15 protein-coding genes are annotated in these 15,981 nt (G+C 51.0%); 9 read left to right on the forward strand and 6 right to left on the reverse strand.

Translation table 11 applies throughout. The features are described 5' to 3' along the window. Nucleotides 1-10: 10 nt before the first annotated feature. Nucleotides 11-415, forward strand: coding sequence for an acyl-CoA thioesterase (locus AC04MQ_RS06930; RefSeq protein ID WP_015092126.1), 405 nt, complete (start codon nucleotides 11-13; stop codon nucleotides 413-415). Here the strand turns inward: AC04MQ_RS06930 and AC04MQ_RS06935 are convergent. Further along, the gene (locus AC04MQ_RS06935; RefSeq protein ID WP_235046153.1) at nucleotides 412-1,329 is read right to left on the reverse strand and encodes a chemotaxis protein CheX; all 918 of its coding nucleotides are present in this window, start codon (nucleotides 1,327-1,329) and stop codon (nucleotides 412-414) included. The genes AC04MQ_RS06930 and AC04MQ_RS06935 overlap by 4 nt on opposite strands. A gap of 223 nt (nucleotides 1,330-1,552) precedes the next feature. Between AC04MQ_RS06935 and AC04MQ_RS06940 the strand changes: the two genes are divergently transcribed. Both AC04MQ_RS06940 and AC04MQ_RS06945 read left to right on the forward strand, forming a co-directional pair. Further along, nucleotides 1,553-2,344, forward strand: coding sequence for a GYF domain-containing protein (locus tag AC04MQ_RS06940; protein ID WP_015092124.1), 792 nt, complete (start codon nucleotides 1,553-1,555; stop codon nucleotides 2,342-2,344). A gap of 26 nt (nucleotides 2,345-2,370) precedes the next feature. Then, nucleotides 2,371-3,357: a hypothetical protein gene (locus tag AC04MQ_RS06945; protein ID WP_041577941.1), complete on the forward strand. Its 987-nt coding sequence runs from the start codon at nucleotides 2,371-2,373 to the stop codon at nucleotides 3,355-3,357. On the opposite strand, the gene AC04MQ_RS06950 is transcribed toward AC04MQ_RS06945, so the two are convergent. Then, nucleotides 3,288-5,099: an ABC transporter ATP-binding protein gene (locus AC04MQ_RS06950; protein WP_475391658.1), complete on the reverse strand. Its 1,812-nt coding sequence runs from the start codon at nucleotides 5,097-5,099 to the stop codon at nucleotides 3,288-3,290. The genes AC04MQ_RS06945 and AC04MQ_RS06950 overlap by 70 nt on opposite strands. Further along, nucleotides 5,092-6,762 (reverse strand): ABC transporter ATP-binding protein, encoded by a 1,671-nt coding sequence (locus AC04MQ_RS06955; RefSeq protein WP_475391660.1) that lies wholly within the window; start codon nucleotides 6,760-6,762, stop codon nucleotides 5,092-5,094. Before AC04MQ_RS06955 ends, AC04MQ_RS06950 begins: the two co-directional genes overlap by 8 nt. Before the next feature lie 346 nt (nucleotides 6,763-7,108). Here AC04MQ_RS06955 and AC04MQ_RS06960 point away from each other — a divergent pair, with 346 nt between their 5' ends. The 3 genes from AC04MQ_RS06960 to AC04MQ_RS06970 all read left to right on the forward strand — a co-directional run bounded on the left by AC04MQ_RS06960 (nucleotide 7,109) and on the right by AC04MQ_RS06970 (nucleotide 10,221). Beyond that, on the forward strand, nucleotides 7,109-7,843 hold the full coding sequence (locus tag AC04MQ_RS06960; RefSeq protein ID WP_015092121.1) for a helix-turn-helix domain-containing protein: 735 nt from the start codon (nucleotides 7,109-7,111) through the stop codon (nucleotides 7,841-7,843). Nucleotides 7,844-7,942: 99 nt separating this feature from the next. Next, nucleotides 7,943-9,274, forward strand: coding sequence for a ferritin-like domain-containing protein (locus AC04MQ_RS06965; protein WP_015092120.1), 1,332 nt, complete (start codon nucleotides 7,943-7,945; stop codon nucleotides 9,272-9,274). Continuing rightward, entirely contained in the window at nucleotides 9,274-10,221 is a 948-nt protein-coding gene (locus AC04MQ_RS06970; RefSeq protein WP_015092119.1) for an acyltransferase domain-containing protein, read from the forward strand. The genes AC04MQ_RS06965 and AC04MQ_RS06970 overlap by 1 nt, the downstream gene beginning before the upstream one ends. Here the strand turns inward: AC04MQ_RS06970 and AC04MQ_RS06975 are convergent. Then, a complete protein-coding gene (locus AC04MQ_RS06975) occupies nucleotides 10,218-11,150 on the reverse strand; it encodes a hypothetical protein (protein WP_051026324.1) in 933 nt (310 codons plus the stop codon). The two genes, AC04MQ_RS06970 and AC04MQ_RS06975, sit on opposite strands and share 4 nt — an antisense overlap. Nucleotides 11,151-11,279: 129 nt before the next feature. On the opposite strand from AC04MQ_RS06975, the gene AC04MQ_RS06980 reads away from it, so the two are divergent. The 3 genes from AC04MQ_RS06980 (at nucleotide 11,280) to AC04MQ_RS06990 (ending at nucleotide 14,377) form a co-directional block, all read left to right on the forward strand. After that, nucleotides 11,280-12,002, forward strand: coding sequence for a hypothetical protein (locus tag AC04MQ_RS06980; RefSeq protein ID WP_015092117.1), 723 nt, complete (start codon nucleotides 11,280-11,282; stop codon nucleotides 12,000-12,002). A gap of 91 nt (nucleotides 12,003-12,093) precedes the next feature. Continuing rightward, on the forward strand, nucleotides 12,094-12,816 hold the full coding sequence (locus AC04MQ_RS06985; RefSeq protein WP_015092116.1) for a murein L,D-transpeptidase catalytic domain family protein: 723 nt from the start codon (nucleotides 12,094-12,096) through the stop codon (nucleotides 12,814-12,816). Between the two features lie 106 nt (nucleotides 12,817-12,922). Continuing rightward, nucleotides 12,923-14,377, forward strand: coding sequence for a cache domain-containing protein (locus AC04MQ_RS06990; RefSeq protein ID WP_015092115.1), 1,455 nt, complete (start codon nucleotides 12,923-12,925; stop codon nucleotides 14,375-14,377). Here the strand turns inward: AC04MQ_RS06990 and AC04MQ_RS06995 are convergent. Then, nucleotides 14,374-15,150 (reverse strand): HvfC/BufC family peptide modification chaperone, encoded by a 777-nt coding sequence (locus AC04MQ_RS06995; RefSeq protein WP_475391663.1) that lies wholly within the window; start codon nucleotides 15,148-15,150, stop codon nucleotides 14,374-14,376. The genes AC04MQ_RS06990 and AC04MQ_RS06995 overlap by 4 nt on opposite strands. Then, nucleotides 15,119-15,973, reverse strand: coding sequence for an MNIO family bufferin maturase (bufB, locus tag AC04MQ_RS07000; protein ID WP_015092113.1), 855 nt, complete (start codon nucleotides 15,971-15,973; stop codon nucleotides 15,119-15,121). Before bufB ends, AC04MQ_RS06995 begins: the two co-directional genes overlap by 32 nt. Nucleotides 15,974-15,981: the final 8 nt, after the last annotated feature.

A 15,981-nucleotide genomic window follows, 5' to 3' on the forward strand; every position in this document is an offset into this window, starting at 1 on the left:
GGAGCTTTCCATGTCTGTTTTGAATAATTATAAAGTCACTATCAAAGAGCACCATGTGGATTCTTTGGGTCACATGAACAATGCCACCTATCTGGCGTTGTACGAAGAAGCCCGCTGGGAAGCCATCACCAGTCGCGGTTACGGATTCAAGGACATTCAAAAGCTGAAGCAGGGCCCGGTGATTCTGGAAGTGAATCTGAAATTCCAGCGCGAGGTTTTACTGCGTGAAAACATCACCATTACATTGGAAATGCTGGGCTACAAAGGCAAGATCGGCCAGATGAAACAGCAGATGATCAAGGACGACGGCAGTGTTGCCAGCGAAGCGGTCTTTACATTTGGTCTGTTTGATATGAAAGAAAGAAAGCTGATAGAGCCCACTCCGGAATGGAAGCGGGCGATCGGGATGGACTAAGCGGCTTTGGCCAGAGGCAGGGCGACGACGGTGATGTAGAACTTTCCTTTTTCAGTGGCAAAAGGAATCATCATCCCCGCGGAGCCTTGTGCGCAGGGCACATTCTGGCCGTTGCCCAAAAGAACTTTTGGCACGGTCATCTGTACGCCATAGGAACTGATTTCCGCCTTGGCGTTACCAAAGATAATATTATTGATCTCTCCGACGGCATCCTGATTGTCTTTGTTCAATTCAGTTTGTTCTTCCATCAGCATTGAGGACACAACTTCCAGGAAGCTGCCTTTATCAAAGGAAATGCACAAGTGTCCCTGGAATGCCTGGGACTTGATCTCCACGACCGAGGAAACTTCCCCCATCATGGGATCGTGCGGGGACTTGGGGCCGGCTTTTTCCATTTTCACAGAAGGGCAGCCAAACTGACCCAGCACGTGAGTTGTGGCCTTGATGACGGCATTGATCACCCGCACATCCACGGCATACTTGGAGGCCGCTGCGGCTGTCGCCGGTTCTTTCGCGCCCGTACCGTGGTGTTGGGCATTCAGAACAGAGATCATCGCGTTGATCAGTTCGTTCGGAGAAACAGGTTTTTTAAAGAACTTTGAAGACTGCAGGCTTTCCGGCAGATCCGATGAGTCTCGTTGTGAGATCACAATCAACTCGGCATCCTGGGTATTCTTATAAGTATGGATACCATAAACGAAACCGCCGTCCATCAGGCGCGGCACTTCGGTATCAATCAGCACGACGTCGAATTTTTGGTTCTCTGATTTGATGGCAGCTTCGGCGCCATCCTTTGCACGGACCACAATCGGAGAAACCCCCGAGTTTTCAAGTTGCTTCAGCAAGGGTTCTTTCACCAGTTGCTCAAGCTCACAGTTGTTGTCCACGATCAGGATGTTTTTTCGTGTTTTCATTTCTTTCTTCTGTATGAATACCATAAACTCTATTCGGTTTAAGATCCCTATTTCTTAACTGGCAGTAATCTTGTCGGGTAAGTGTGAGGAAGCCTTTAACTGTATTTATTGTCGAGAACTTCGACGAAATTTCCCAAACAAATTACCAACAAATTGTCTAATATCCTACAGTTAAGTCATCTTCTGTTTGTGCCGAATAGTGCGGAACAGGAGTATCGAGAGCATGGGAAAACAGTATTATCTTTCGAACAATGGGACTCATATCGGGCCGTTCAATCTTGAGACAGTTTTAAAAAAGATCGAAACCCAAGAGAACCAGTGGACGGATTACATCTACGACGAAGCGCTGGGTGAGTGGCTGATGCTGCTGGAGCATCCGGAGTTTTCTGCGAAACTGGCACAAAAGCCTGCGACTCGACCTTCGGCGTCTCCGGCGTCATTGTTAAGCAAGCTCGCTTTGAAAGACAAAGAATGGTTTATCCTGAAAGAGGGTAACAACTATGGTCCGTTCTGCCAGCTGGAGCTGATCCAGATGCTGCAGGAAAAAGCGCTGTACGAATACGACTACATCTGGCACTCGAAGCTTCCTTCCTGGAAAAGAGTCGCCGAGGTGGAGGACTTCTCTGCGGAAAGCATCCGTGTGATGAAAGATTCCAAGGAAGCTGACGTGGCTGAGATCTTCTTCCGTCGTCGTCATGTGCGCGCCTCTTATGGTGCCTCTTTGATTGTTCATAATAACAAAACAGTTTTCCGCGGTCAGGCCCTGGAAATCAGTGCTGGTGGAGCAGGGGTTCTTATCGACACTCCGAATCTGCAGCCGGGACAAAGCCTGTTCCTGCATTTCCAACCGGGCGACGGTGTGCCGCCATTCAATGCGGTCTGCCAGATCGTCAGCAAACAATACGTGAAGGACAGCGGCGCCGCCGTAGAGCCGGTGAAGTATGGCGTGAAGTTTACGACTCTCAGTCAGTCCGCACGTGAATCGATCAAGAATTTCACAACGAAGGCTGCATAAACGCAGCCTTTGAGAGGATCTTTTGTATGAAAAAGGACTTTCAGCTTCTTGTTGCCGTGGCAGCGTCATCTTTCTTAATGGCCTGCGCGCAGAATGTGTCATTCGATCTGCCAGAAACTCAAGACAACTTCGGTCAAAGCATCACGTACAACAACAAAGTGGATATCCTGTGGATCGTGGATAATTCCACCTCCATGCTGAAACATCAGCAGCGCTTAAGCGAACAGGTTCCGGATCTGGTCAGTAAACTGAATACCTTAAAAATGGACTATCACATGGCCGTGGTGACCACCAGCATGGGTGGCACAACACCGGATGGTGGTAAGTTTGTCGGCAGTCCCAAGTATGTGACTGCGAAAACTCCGGATCTGGTCAACAGCCTGAAAAACCGCATGATTGTGGGAGAGGCCGGCAGTAACCTGGAGCGCGGTCTTGAATCCATGGAAAATGCCCTGTCCGCAAATTATCTGGCCAATGAAGGCAAAGGCTTTTTCCGCAATGATGCCCTGTTGGTGGTGATCGCATTGTCGGATGAAGATGACTTCAGTAAATCCAGTTCTTCTGCGGGCGTCACCTACTACACCAATTTATTGGATGGTATCAAAGAGCCGTGGGTGGATGGCAGCCGTTCCTGGGTGTTTAATTTTATCGGCGTCTTAAGTTTGACGTCCCAGTGCAAGACCTTCAATGACTTTGCCTCGGCGGGTTTAAGCTATATGGGCTTGGCTGACACTTCAGGTGGGGTGAAAGAATCCATCTGCAGTACGAATCTTTCGTCAGCAGTAGGGAACATCCGTTCACGCATCTATCAGATTCTGACGGACTTTAAATTGTCGAAAGTGCCTTTGGAAGAATCCATCACGGTCAGCATCAATGGTGTCAGCATTCCGCGTGACACCACCAATGGTTGGGACTATCTGGCGGCCAGCAACGTGATCCGCTTCTATGGTTCCGCTGTGCCGGCTGCCGATGCGTCGATCAAGGTTGATTTCAAACCCAAAGACGCGAACTGATAATACATGCCCTGGGCTTGCATAAGTTCTTCGTGCGAGCCCATCTCGGCCACTTCCCCCTGATTCAGAACAATAATGCGATCGCACTGTTCAATCGTTGAAAGACGGTGGGCAATGATAATACTTGTTCGGCCTTTGGTGATCTCTTTGGTCGCATCCTGAATGATGTGTTCACTTTCAGAGTCAATATTGGCAGTGGCTTCATCCAGAATCAAAATATCCGGGTTGAAGGCCAGAATCCTGGCAAATGCGATCAGCTGGCGTTCACCGACTGACAGGTTGGCGCCACGTTCGGCCACGGGGCTTAGCAGATCGCGCCCGGTGCGGGTCAATAGCGCCATATAGCCGGTCTTTTCACAGGCCATACGGACTTGTTCTTCGGTGATGCGCGGATCACCCAGGCCGATATTGTCGCGGATGTTGCCACGGAAAATAAAATTATCCTGCTGAACCACGCCGACGTGATGGCGGATCTCTTCGCGCTGGATTGATTCCAGTGCCAGCCCATCGACAAAGACCGTCTGTTCCGGGGCATCATAGAACCGCTGCAACAACGAAATGAACGTGGATTTTCCGCTGCCGGTACGACCCACCAGTGCCACGGATTCCCCGGCTTTGATGTGCAGGTTGATGTCTTTCAAAACCAGCGGCAGATGGCTTTCGTACTGGAAGTTCAGGTTTTTGATTTCCAGCTCCCCACGCAAAGATCCCGGGCTGGTCAGAGCGGCCAGTTCGTGCTCTTTCGGTTCATCCATCAGGGTGAAGATGCGCTCGGCACTGGTCAGCGAGTTTTGGAATTGCTGGTATTTTTCCAGAATCTCTCGCAATGGCGGGATGAAGTCCTGAATGTTCATCAAAAACGCCACCAAAGAACCAATGGCGATCGAGTTTTCAGCACTCAAATAACCACCGAAATACAAGGCCGAGGTGATGGTCACGGCGTTGAACAGATTCATCACGGGCTGCATCAGGGCATAGGCCTTGATCGAACGCATATTGGTATCGCGATAGTCCACCGACAGGGCGCCGAACTTGTCGCGATTGCGGGTCACTCGACTATAGAGCTGAATGACTTTGATGCCGTTCAGATTTTCAGCCAGGAAGGCGTTGATTGTGGAAAGTTTCTTTTTCTGTTCACTTAAGATCGCACGGATTTTATTGGACAGGTGGAAAGTGGCCCAGATAAAGAACGGCGCCAGGAACAGCGACACCACGGTCAGCTTCCAGGAAATCAGGCTGAGCGCAATCACTACCGACGCGATGATAACCGCATTGGTGAAGACCGAGATCACGCCTTCTGAAAACAGTTCCCCCAAAGACATCACATCATTGGTCAGTCGGGTCACGATGCGCCCGTTGGGGGTTTTGTTGAAGAACTGCATCGGCAGTCTTTGCACGTGGTTCATCAGGTCTTCGCGCAGATGATACAGCATGCGGTTTCCGAACAACTGGAACAAAAAGGCATTTCCGAAAGAAAACACCGAACGCATGATTTCAAGCACCAGATACGCGTAAGCCACTTTGGTGAAGATCGACAGGTCTCGTCCCACGACGCCTTTGTCGATGGCCTGTCCAATCAACAGTGGAATCAGACGGGCCACTGTGGCGCCGCCGGCAACCGCAAAGATCGCCATGAACAAAAGACCTTTTTCGCGACGGGCATAAGGCCACAGGCGTTTAAACAGAATCGGGTACGTGACCTTGGTTTTTACCAGGTCCTCATTCATAAAATTATCATTCATGGTGATCCCCCAATCCTTGAATCTGCACAATCTTCTGGAAGGTCGGGCTGGTTTCGCGAACCTGCTCCATGGTTCCCCAGGCTTCAACATGGCCGTCTTTCAGGATCAACAGGCGGTCCACGGATTTTAGTGAAGACAGACGGTGAGCCACAATAATGCGGCTTAAGGAACCGTGAGTTTTACGCAGTTCCTGTTCGATGGCTTTTTCCGTGCGCGTGTCCACGGCACTTAAAGAGTCATCCAGAACCAGCACCGGGGTTTTCATGATGATGCCACGTGCGATGGTCAGACGCTGTTTCTGACCGCCGGACAGATTCACACCGCGCTCACCCAACTGGGAATCAAATTTGTGCGGCAAGGAATCAATTTCTTTGGTCAGGTCCACGATTTCAGTCATGCGCTGAATTTCACCGATATCAGCCCGCTCGGACAAACCCAGGCTCAGGTTGTCGGCGATACTGTCGCTGAACAAAAAGGCCTCTTGCGGAACCAGCAAGAAGGTGCGGCGCAAAGATTCCTGCGTGATGCTGCTGATGTCATGGCCGTTGACCAGGATCTGACCTTCTTCCAGCGGATACATGCGGGTCAAAAGATTCAGAAGCGTGGTTTTACCCGCACCAACCGGCCCCATAATGCCCAGGCTTTCGCCGGCATTCAGGGTGAAGGACACATTCTTAAGTGCATACACCGAACTGGTTTTATGGCGGAAGGAAACGTTTTTAAATTCCAGGGTCTGGAACTTTTCGATCTCGACAGTTCCGTTGTCAGGAATGTCAGTTTCGGTTTGCAGAACCTCTTTGATCCGGTCAAAGGAAGCATAACCTTTTTGGAAGTTTGAAAAGCCCATGCCCAAAGCCGTCATCGGCCACACCATTTTCTGGATGTAGCGCTGGAAGGCAAAGAAGGTCCCGATGGTCACGGCCCCTGAATACAAATCATCTTTGGCAATAAACAGCAGAATCACGCTGCCCGAGGTGACACCAAATTCCATCACCGGAATGAACATCGAATCCACGCGGGCGACTTTGTTGCAGGCTTTTTCAAAGCCGGCACTGATGCCGTTGAAAAGCTGGGTGCGGTTGTTTTCCTGCGCGAAGCTTTTAATCACGCGGATGCCGCCCACGGTTTCCTGGGCGATGCCAGTCAGTTCTGAAAAGCGTTCCTGCTGAATTTTATAATTCAAATGGATCAAGCGCATGACCTTCCAGATCAGGAAAGGCACCAGCGGCAGGAATACCAGTGTTTTCCAGGTCCATTCCCAGTTCAGGGACATCATGATCGGCAGAACCATCAGGATATAGATGATCCCGTCGGCCAGGATCAAAAGGCCCGGGCCGATGGCCTGACGGAACGACTGCACGTCGTTGGTCAGAAGACTCATCAGTTCACCCACGGGGTTTTTGTGGAAGAAATTCGGTCCCAGGGACGTGATATGGCGGAAGATCTTTTGGCGGATGTGTTCTGCAGCGTAGGTGTGGAAGCGGCCAAAGTTTGCGCGCCACCCGTAGCGGGTGATTGCAAGGCCCGTCATCATCGCCAGGAAGATCAAGCAGGTTTTGCCAATGTCAGACAGCGGGGCCTTGGCTTGAATCTGATCAATGGCCGCTTTCATCACCAGCGGATACGCTGAATCAAGGGCATTCGTCAGCAGCAAAAAAAGCATCCCCAAGCTGAAGGCTCGGGGATTGTTTTTGATATAGAACCAAAGGGGACGCTTAAATAATAAGGAATTTTCAGAGGAGTTCTGCATTACCCCGGGGACTGTATTTAATCCTTCCAAAGTCTGCAAGAGAATTGGGCGTCCCTGTGAGATTGCTCCTGGCGTCGTTCATAAGCCCGTTGTTCCCAGCCGTAAAAGAAGGGGCGGGTCTGTGTCAGTCGTTGGAAAAGCAGTCTGAGAGCGGTCATTGGAACCTCCATGCCTGTAAATAGGATCGGCTGATTGGTGCCAGCATTCAATACCCTTGCTTGGGGTACCGTAATGTAATACTCTGGTTTTGGGGGTTGAGATGTCACAGATTGACCAGTTTTTGAATGCCTTAAAACGATCCTTAAAAGCGAAGAATATTCTTTATAAGGACCTCGCCAAAGCCTTGGATTTGAGTGAATCCAGTGTGAAGCGCATTCTTTCCAGCAAAAGTTTAAGTCTGGATCGTCTGGAGGAAATCTGCCGTATTGCCGACCTCAGTTTTTCAGAAGTGGTGAAGTCGGCGAATCTGGAAGAAGCCAATCAGCCGATGATTCTTTCTGACGAGCAGGAAAAGGCCCTGGCTGAAAACGCGCGCCTGCTGCATTTCTATATGATGCTTCAGGAAGGAAAAACCCCGCAGAAAATCGAAAAGGAGTATCAGATCCCGGGTTCAGAAGCGAAAAAGTATCTGTTCCAGCTGGATCGTCTGAATCTGATTGAGCTGCATCCTCGTGACAAGGTGAAACTGAAACGTCAGGGGTTCCTGCGTTTCCGTCGTGACGGGCCGGTGGGAAAAGCTTTGTTTGATCAGACCAAGTCGAACTATCTGAATTATGATTTCCGTCCCGAGGACTACATTCGTTTCACGCTGATCAAAGTCAGCGCGCCGACCCTGGCCAAGTACAAGGCCAAGCTGGAACGCCTGATGATGGATATGCAGGAAGAATCCCGTTACGAGGTGGAACATAACGTTTCTGTCATTGATTCGGGTGTGCTGATGGCGTTCCGTCCTTGGCAGTATTCTTATATGGGCGCTTTGAAGAAAAAAGAATAGCCCTCGTTTGATTACCTGATTTTCATACACTGTTTACTGGCAAGTGCAGAGTCCCTGCCTTGCCTTTGTTTTAGAGTCCAAAGTATTCCTTGGGACGCTATGAAAAACTTCACTGAATCCATTCAATATCTAATCTCTCTGGTGACGGACGATCCCCATTTGGAATCGGCCTGGTTGAGTACTCTGGCGCACATGGAGCATTTGGCTTCGCAACAGGTGCTGGGAAATATCTCGGCCTCCACCCCGCTGCACTTTGTGGCTGATATTCAAGAACACGCCGCGGATGAAGCCCGTCACCGCGATATCATTTTGTCACTGCGACCGTATCCCCAGGCAAAAGACGGGCGCTATGAGGATCTGCGCCAGCGACTGCGAGCGGTGGCCGAAAGTTTTGTTCTGGGATTTTTCGCAAATCCGGTTCTGCTGCAGGCACAGTCCCGTTTTGCTGCTTACGTTCACGGTGCAATCACCATTGAACAGTTTCCGTTTCAGATTTATTCGGCCTACATTGAAGGCACCAGCAGTCCCCGAATTCGTGAAGGCATGCAGGAGGTTTTAGCCGATGAGGTCGGGCACATTCAGCTGGGCAAAAAGTTTTTGGCCACCTTGCCCGAAGCAGACCGACTGTCCCTGCAAGAACTTCAGGTCATTGAAAAAGAAATGTGCCTGCTGATGGTTCAGCGCATGGCCGTGCTGGTGGAAGAGTTTCAAAATCATGAGCTTCAGACAGATCCCGTCACTCGCGCCAGTCAAAAACTGGTTCGGGTCATCGCGGACCGTCCTTATGCGCAGGTGGCCTGGGTGCATGCCCTGGGGCACAGTGAATTGATGGCCTCACTGCACATGCAGAAGATTTTTATGTCCCGTGATCTGCCGATGCCGGATCTGATGCCTGAACATGTCAGCGATGAATTGCGCCACGCCCGCTTGCTGCAAAGAAGTGTGGTGCTGGAAAGACGCAAATGGCTGGCGGTCCCTGGGTATCGTCAGCTGGAGCGTCGCCTGTGTCACGAGCTGGAGCGCTATCTGACCCGCTATTTCAGTCTGATGATGCGCCAGATTTCAGACCCGGAACAATTGTACCTGTACGGTGCCTGGGGCTTGGAAATGCGCGTGTTCCGCCATTACACGGATATCATGCGTGGGACAGACAATGTGGGTGTGGCTCAGACGATTTCGGTGATTTTGCAGGATGAAGCTGAACACACACGCATGGTGCATGAAGAAATCGGTGATCGGGAATTCATGGACGCGCAACTTTTGAAATGGGTTCGTCAGACCGAGGATGTGGTTTTTGAACACACTGCCAGCCGGGTGCTGTCTTTGATTGAAACCCAGGATCAGATGACCGAATTTGCCCCGCTGTATCAGCGCGCCTTTCCGGTGCGCACGATGGATAGACAACCTGAACCCGAAATGGAGTTGCGATAATGGCGACAGCATTTCTTTTTCCGGGCCTGAATGCGTTGTTGCGAAAATCAGATCGTTATCGATTTTTGCATTTGCCAGAAGTACAGGCCTGCTTTCGCCGGGCCGAAGCCATTATTCAGGAACGCTTTGGCTATCATTTCAATTTTAAGGAATTTCTGGAGCTTCCCGCCGAAGATATCTATGCCTTGAAAAACATCAGTCTGGCGGCGGTGGCGATCTGCTGTATTCAAACCGGCGTCGCTCGGCGCCTGCGGGATCTGGAAGGTGATCCGGACTGGGTGATGGGTTGTTCATTGGGGGATTTGGCCCGCGCGGTGTTTGCCGGGACCTACACCTTTGAAGACGCCATTTACAATCACATTCACTTCACCCGCAGCATCGATGGAATTGATAAGATCGGCCGCAATATCGCTGTGCTGACGCCCCGGGGGGCGCCATTCACGGAACAGGACTATGCGTGGTTTGAAGCAAACAACGTGGACGTGTCCTGCCTGACGCCAAGGTTTTTGAATATTGGTGGCCGTTATGCTGATCTGGACGAAGTCGAAAGATACGCTAAAGACAAAGGCTGGAACGTGATGCGTATTTTGGATTACCCCGTGCATTCGCGCTATATTCTGCCGTATGTGCAGGCGGTGGAAAATGACTTCGCCAGCGTGCATACCGGTCATCCGCGTGTGCCGATTTTCTCAAGTCTAAGCGCTCAGCCGTTGATGGACCCCAAGCAGATCAAACAGGAATTTCTTCTAAGCATCACAAAGCCCATTCACTGGAGCCGGGCGGTGCAAAAACTTTCGCAGGATCACAGGATCGATCGTTTCGTGAACATTGGTCCTTGTCGCAGTCTGACGGGGCTGATGCGGGAAATTCCGGTGCAGGCCGTGACGGTTGAAGCTTCGGATCTGATTGCCGGAGCAGTCATGAATGCAGAGCTGGCGGGTGTTTAAAAGAACAAAGTTGCTGTGACGGAGCCTTCACGCAACAGATAGTAATTGTAAAGCGCACCAATCATAAAGCGGCGGCTTAGTGAGTACTGGACGCCGCCAAAGTATTCTTCTTTGATCTGCTTTTCTTCCAGTTCCTTGGTTTCATAGTTATACGCCCACGCCGGGGAATCCTCGATGCGTTTGGCGGCGGTGAAAATAAATTTTCCCATGGCCAACGAAGCGGTGAAGGTCTGCACGCGCGCTTCGTACAGTTCTTCTTCTTCCATCAGGTGCAAGTTTGCATAGCTTAAAATCAAAGAGCTTAAATGAAGAGCCACGTTGTAGGTGTTGACCTGATATTTGATGGTGGTCTTTACGTATTCACTTTGTTCAAGCTGGGTTTCATCACCGTAAACAGAATAACCGGCAGAAAACGGTCCCCAAATGGCATTGACCCCGCCACCGATATTGATTTTGTTGGTTTCGGTATTGTACTTGGCCATCGCGCCGGCCTTCAGGCTGTAACGGCGAAAGCCATTGCCTTTGCGATCAACCATGTCGAAGGCTGTGGCCAGGGTCAGCTTTTCGTTCGGGTATTTTTCCTGATTGTGTTTGCGCTCCCAAAGGTCTTCCATCATTTCAAAGCCGGGGGCTCCAAAGAAGGTTTCCTCGCTATTGGAAGGGGACAGGGCGGCGCCGACCTTGCCGTTACCCCGGACAATGGAAAAATCCGCTGACGGGTTGAAGTAAATGGCTTCCAGACCCAGACCTTTTTCCGTGGGAACGGCGGACGGATTGATTTTAATCTGGCTGCCGCCCGGGGCAGGGCTTGCGGGGTCCCGGCGGAACTTGCTGCATTCGTTGATCAGATAGCAATCCGAAAAGTCGGCTTGGGCCACAGAGGCTGTCCATAAAGCAGATATAAGAATGAAAAAGCGCAAACCAGGCATTCATTTAAGGTTAAAAGATGCTCTGGGGTTTGTTAAGGACCGGTGACCAAATTCTGGACAGTCGAGGTTTATTTACAGGGGCGGGATGGGGGGCCGAAGCCGGGGTCTTGAGTGTGTTATAAAGAACCCATGAAGTCTTTCCCTGTGATTCTATTCAGCTTTGCGGTTTTTGTGATTCCGGCCCTGTCCTGGGCGGGTCTGAAAGACATGCGCCCTTGTCTGTCTGAACATATTCACGAAGCGATGGTGCTGAATAAAGAGCGCAAGCCCCTGTACATGAAGCTTTCCAACGGCAAATCCAAAGCAGTCTCTGACAAGTTGATCTGGATGGAACGAAAGCTTTCCGTGGCCGTCCCGTTTGCTGATGCGTGGGCTGCACCTTATCAGGCGGCGGGGATTCCGATTCTTTGCCAGGACTTTATCTCGATGTCTGAAACCCCTAAGTTTCAAGCGCAGAATCCCGAAGGCCCGGATTCTTTGCACAACTATCGTCGCCCTGATATTGCGGGCATAAAGTCACGACTGCTGGAGCTGTACAAAGCCAAATCCTATCGCCAGCTGGCAGAATATGCAGATAAACAGATCGTTGATTTGGATCAGAAGCCCCGTTACAACTGCATGGTAAAACACATTCTGGAATCAGTACGTCGCATGGCGGCCCTGACTCCGGTCCACGCACAAAAATCAAAAGCCAAAAACAAAGTGTCGAGTGAGTTCCTATCACGCACTGTTTTGAGATCTCACATCATGCTTTTGGATGACTCCGCCGAGATTGATGAAGTTGCTGCGCCTTTGCAGGCAGCTGGTTTGCCAATTGTCTGTCAGGATGTTCCGTACATTCCCTGGCCGTAACTCTGACCTTTCTGATTCTTAATTTGCCGATGCAGCCCACTCCCTTGAGAGTGGGGGAATGACTTACGCATCCCGAATATACCAATACTTAGTGGCATTATTCTTACTGTTTTCTGCCTCGGTCAGTGCCGCGGAATCCATGTTCAATCGCAGAGCTGCCAATGGCCGTTTCCTGTTTGATGTTCTGCTGGAACAGTCTGTGCCGCGTGAACCACTGGATCTGATTTTCCGCATGTTCGACTATAATGAAGGTCGCATTCCCAACACCGATTATGCCGTGCTGGTGGATTATTCCCGTCCCAGCACTGAAAAGCGTCTGCACCTGCTGGATTTGCGCACTGGACTTGTGCAGAAGTTTTATGTGGCCCATGGCATTCGCTCCGGCATTCTGGAAACACGCAGTTTTTCAAATCTGCCGGATTCGTGGAAAAGCTCTTTGGGTTTTTACTTCGCCAAGGGAACTTACAACAGCCCCAAAAACGGACTGTCGCTTTATTTGGATGGCATAGATCGTTCGAACAATAACTCGCGGCTGCGGCAGATCGTTTTGCACGGAGCCAGTTATGTCAGCGAGGAATTCATTGCCCGCAACCGGCGCCTGGGCTGGAGCGAGGGATGTTTTGCCGTGGGATTGGAGTACGTGCAGTACCTGATCAACCTTTTGCAGAACGGAAGCATCCTGTTTTCCTATCACAAGGACCTGATTGGGTATTCCCGGCGCTATCCTTCTGAGCAGTCGTTGATGGGGGACGAGTTGGTGCCTCCTGGAGTCAACACCCGACGCAACCCCGGCGAAGGTGGGGGCGTGGATTGAAATGAGACATTAAGACTAAACTTCCTCGTAATAACATCTGTGTTATTCAGTATCCTAAAGTGAATCCGATAAATCCCTACGACATCAACCCTAGGGGGATCGGATTATGTGGAATAAACTCTGGAAGACTCGCAGCTATCGCTATAAGACGCTGGCACTTCTTATCGGCGCGATGGTTCCCCTGTGGGCGATTGTGCTTTTCTATGTGCTTCCGCTGGTGCGTGAAAACATGTACGAAGACCGCCGCGTGGCGATTCGCAGTACTGTTGATATCGCCACGAAAGTGCTGGAATTCTATCACGATCAATATCAGCAAAAAATTCTGACCGAAGACGAAGCCAAGAAGCAGGCGCTGAAAGCCGTTTCGAAGCTGCGCTATAGCGGTAATGAATACTTCTGGATCAATGATCTTCATCCAACCATGCTGATGCATCCGATCAAGCCCGAGCTTGATGGCAAGGATCTGACGGGTTTTAAAGATCCGAATGGCTTCCATCTGTTCGTGGCCTTTGCGGAAAAAGGCAAGACGGCTGAAGGCGAGGGCTTTGTTCCTTATCTTTGGCCAAAACCGGGTTCTCCGAATCCCGAACCTAAAATCAGTTTCGTGCGCAACTTCAAACCTTGGCAGTGGATTGTCGGCAGTGGCGTTTACGTCGATGACGTGGAAACGGCGATTGCTTCCTTCCGTAACAAGGTGCTGATTGGGTTCACGATTGCCTTTGTGGTGGCGTTTGCCCTGTTCTTTGTCTTTGCCAGCCGCTTGATGAGCTTCCTGGCACGCACGGTGAATGATACCAACGACGCCAGCCAACAAGTGCTTGAGGCCTCGAACATGCTTTCCAGTGCCGGCCAGAACGTCGCTCAAGGTGCGGTCGAATCTGCGGCACGCATCGAAGAAACCATGGGTTCGATCAAGAATCTGAATGAGATCGTCCAAGCCAATCAGGACCGCGCCCGTGCCGCGGCAGAACTGGCGAAGAGTTCTGAAAGTGGCGCTTCTCAAGGCGCCATGGAAGTCAAAAAACTGATTGAAGCCATTAACGTCATGTCAAAAATTTCAGGCGAAATCACGTCGGCCATGGATATCATTGATGACATTGCCTTCCAGACGAATTTGCTGGCGCTGAATGCCGCGGTTGAAGCCGCCCGTGCTGGTGAGCAGGGGAAAGGTTTTGCTGTTGTGGCCGAAGCCGTGCGCAGTCTGGCGTTGAAGTCAGCGCAAGCTGCGAAAGAAGTAAAATCCGTTATCACCAGCAGTGTGACGCAGACTCAAGTGTCTCTGGAACTTGCAGAGCGCAGTGACCGCGTGCTGGATGGGATTGTCAGTTCTGTACAAAAAGTGAATGTGTTGAATCAGGAAATTTCTGAAACCACGGCCCATCAATCAGAAGGCATTCGTGCCATCCACGAGGCGATGGGTTCTTTGGAACGCCAGACACAAGCTTTCTCGGCGGCAGCGGAAGAAACCGCAGCCACGTCCGAGGAAATGTCTGCTCAGGCCAATACTTTGCAGCACATGGTGCACAGCATGGCCACCGAAGTGATCGGGAAGGCCTCTTAGTAGGCCTCCACCGACATCACGTCTTCAATAATCCCGGCTCTCATCATCATTTCAAAGAGCTGGGCGATTCTTTCCGGACTTAGCGAATTTGCATGCGGGGTCAGGGCTTCAGATACGGTTCGACCCGCAATCAGGGCGTGCAGGATCTGCGCTTCCACCGGTTGCAGTTCCTGCACCAGCACCTTTTGCTGTTTTTTGTGAATCAAAAGGTTTTGTGGGGTGTTCCAGTTCACATCCTCAAACATGTATGCCGGCTCCAGGCGATGTTCCCAGATATCATAGACGGCATATTCGCTTTCAAAGAGCTCCATCGCATCAATCATGTGCATCTTGACGTCATCCGAACTCAACAGTTGCTGAATTGTTTCAACAGGCAATGGTTCAGGCGTTGCCGCGTGCTGCACTTCTTTATAGATCCATTCAAACTTAGCCAGATCCGGCAAAAAGGGAATGCCCTTCGCGGTCGAGGTTTCGTGAATGAAGCCGGAAAAGGTTTCTCCATAGTCAGCCAGGTTGTACGCCACCGACGGCTGGGATTCGATGTACTTTCGGCACAGATCATTAAAGAAGTTATCCCCCAAAACCCAGGCCACCGCCGGATAGGTGGCGCGCAGAGCTTCTGTCAGTCGCGCCAAATAGGTGCGGTGATAGATTTGAAAGGCCTGCTCAAGACTGAGCTTGCCCGCCGGCTTCAGAAATTCCAGATAGCTGGGATCGGCTTCAGGGGCCAGAATGTTTCTTTTAAACAGACTCTGTAGTTCGCTCAGTTTCATAGGAATTCTCCAGAATGTAAGCGGCCTTCATCACTTCGACTTCCAGTTCACGGAAATCAGGAATGTCATCATCCCGTTCAATCAGCACCGGCAGATGACGAACCTGCGGAGCCAGCATTTTAAACAGATCCCACACCTGTGACGGGATTTCCTGCGAGTGAGTGTCATACAGGAAGTCGCCATAATCACTTGGGCCGGACAGATGGATTTGCGCCACGCGGTCCAGTGGGATGTGGTTGATAAAGTATTTCGGGTCAAAGCCGTGGTTGCGTGAATTCACATAGATGTTGTTCACATCCAGCAGCAGCGCGCAGCCGGAACGCTTGCTGACTTCAGAAATGAAATCCCATTCGTTCATGTGGCTGTGATGATAGCTGATATAGGTCGAAATATTTTCAAGCACCAAAGCCCGGCGCAGGAAGTTCTGCACAAAATCGATGTTGTTTACCAGGGTCTGCAGGCTGTCTTCGGTGAAGGGGATCGGCAGCAGGTTGTGGAAGTTCTGACCCGAGATCGAGTTCCACGACATGTGATCTGAAACAATGAATGGTTCCACCCGGTCGATCAGTTCGCGCAGCCCCTGCAGGTAGTCCACGCGGATGCCTTCCGGCGCACCGATGTTCATCGAAATCCCGTGCAGGGCCACGGGATAGTCCTGTCGGATGGTTTGCAGCATTTCCATGGAGCGCCCATGGGTGTGAATGTAGGTTTCCGTCTGGGCCTCGAACCACGCCACCTCTGTGGAAGGACGCTGCTCAAGATAAGGAAAATGTGGGGCCCGCAGGCCCATGCCCACCTTGTGGGAGAAACTGGAATTTTGCATGAGGGCCT

This window comes from Bdellovibrio sp. MYbb2 (genome assembly GCF_056175685.1).

Excerpts from the sequence above, each read along its gene's own strand:
- AC04MQ_RS06990 (WP_015092115.1), top strand. The coding sequence starts at position 12,923 with ATGTGGAATAAACTCTGGAAGACTCGCAGCTATCGCTATAAGACGCTG.
- AC04MQ_RS06980 (WP_015092117.1), top strand. The coding sequence starts at position 11,280 with ATGAAGTCTTTCCCTGTGATTCTATTCAGCTTTGCGGTTTTTGTGATT.
- AC04MQ_RS06960 (WP_015092121.1), top strand. The coding sequence starts at position 7,109 with ATGTCACAGATTGACCAGTTTTTGAATGCCTTAAAACGATCCTTAAAA.
- AC04MQ_RS06940 (WP_015092124.1), top strand. The coding sequence starts at position 1,553 with ATGGGAAAACAGTATTATCTTTCGAACAATGGGACTCATATCGGGCCG.
- AC04MQ_RS06970 (WP_015092119.1), top strand. The coding sequence starts at position 9,274 with ATGGCGACAGCATTTCTTTTTCCGGGCCTGAATGCGTTGTTGCGAAAA.
- AC04MQ_RS06995 (WP_475391663.1), bottom strand. The coding sequence starts at position 15,150 with ATGAAACTGAGCGAACTACAGAGTCTGTTTAAAAGAAACATTCTGGCC.
- AC04MQ_RS06975 (WP_051026324.1), bottom strand. The coding sequence starts at position 11,150 with ATGCCTGGTTTGCGCTTTTTCATTCTTATATCTGCTTTATGGACAGCC.
- AC04MQ_RS06945 (WP_041577941.1), top strand. The coding sequence starts at position 2,371 with ATGAAAAAGGACTTTCAGCTTCTTGTTGCCGTGGCAGCGTCATCTTTC.
- bufB (WP_015092113.1), bottom strand. The coding sequence starts at position 15,973 with ATGCAAAATTCCAGTTTCTCCCACAAGGTGGGCATGGGCCTGCGGGCC.
- AC04MQ_RS06950 (WP_475391658.1), bottom strand. The coding sequence starts at position 5,099 with ATGAATGATAATTTTATGAATGAGGACCTGGTAAAAACCAAGGTCACG.
- AC04MQ_RS06955 (WP_475391660.1), bottom strand. The coding sequence starts at position 6,762 with ATGCTTTTTTTGCTGCTGACGAATGCCCTTGATTCAGCGTATCCGCTG.
- AC04MQ_RS06930 (WP_015092126.1), top strand. The coding sequence starts at position 11 with ATGTCTGTTTTGAATAATTATAAAGTCACTATCAAAGAGCACCATGTG.
- AC04MQ_RS06935 (WP_235046153.1), bottom strand. The coding sequence starts at position 1,329 with ATGAAAACACGAAAAAACATCCTGATCGTGGACAACAACTGTGAGCTT.
- AC04MQ_RS06965 (WP_015092120.1), top strand. The coding sequence starts at position 7,943 with ATGAAAAACTTCACTGAATCCATTCAATATCTAATCTCTCTGGTGACG.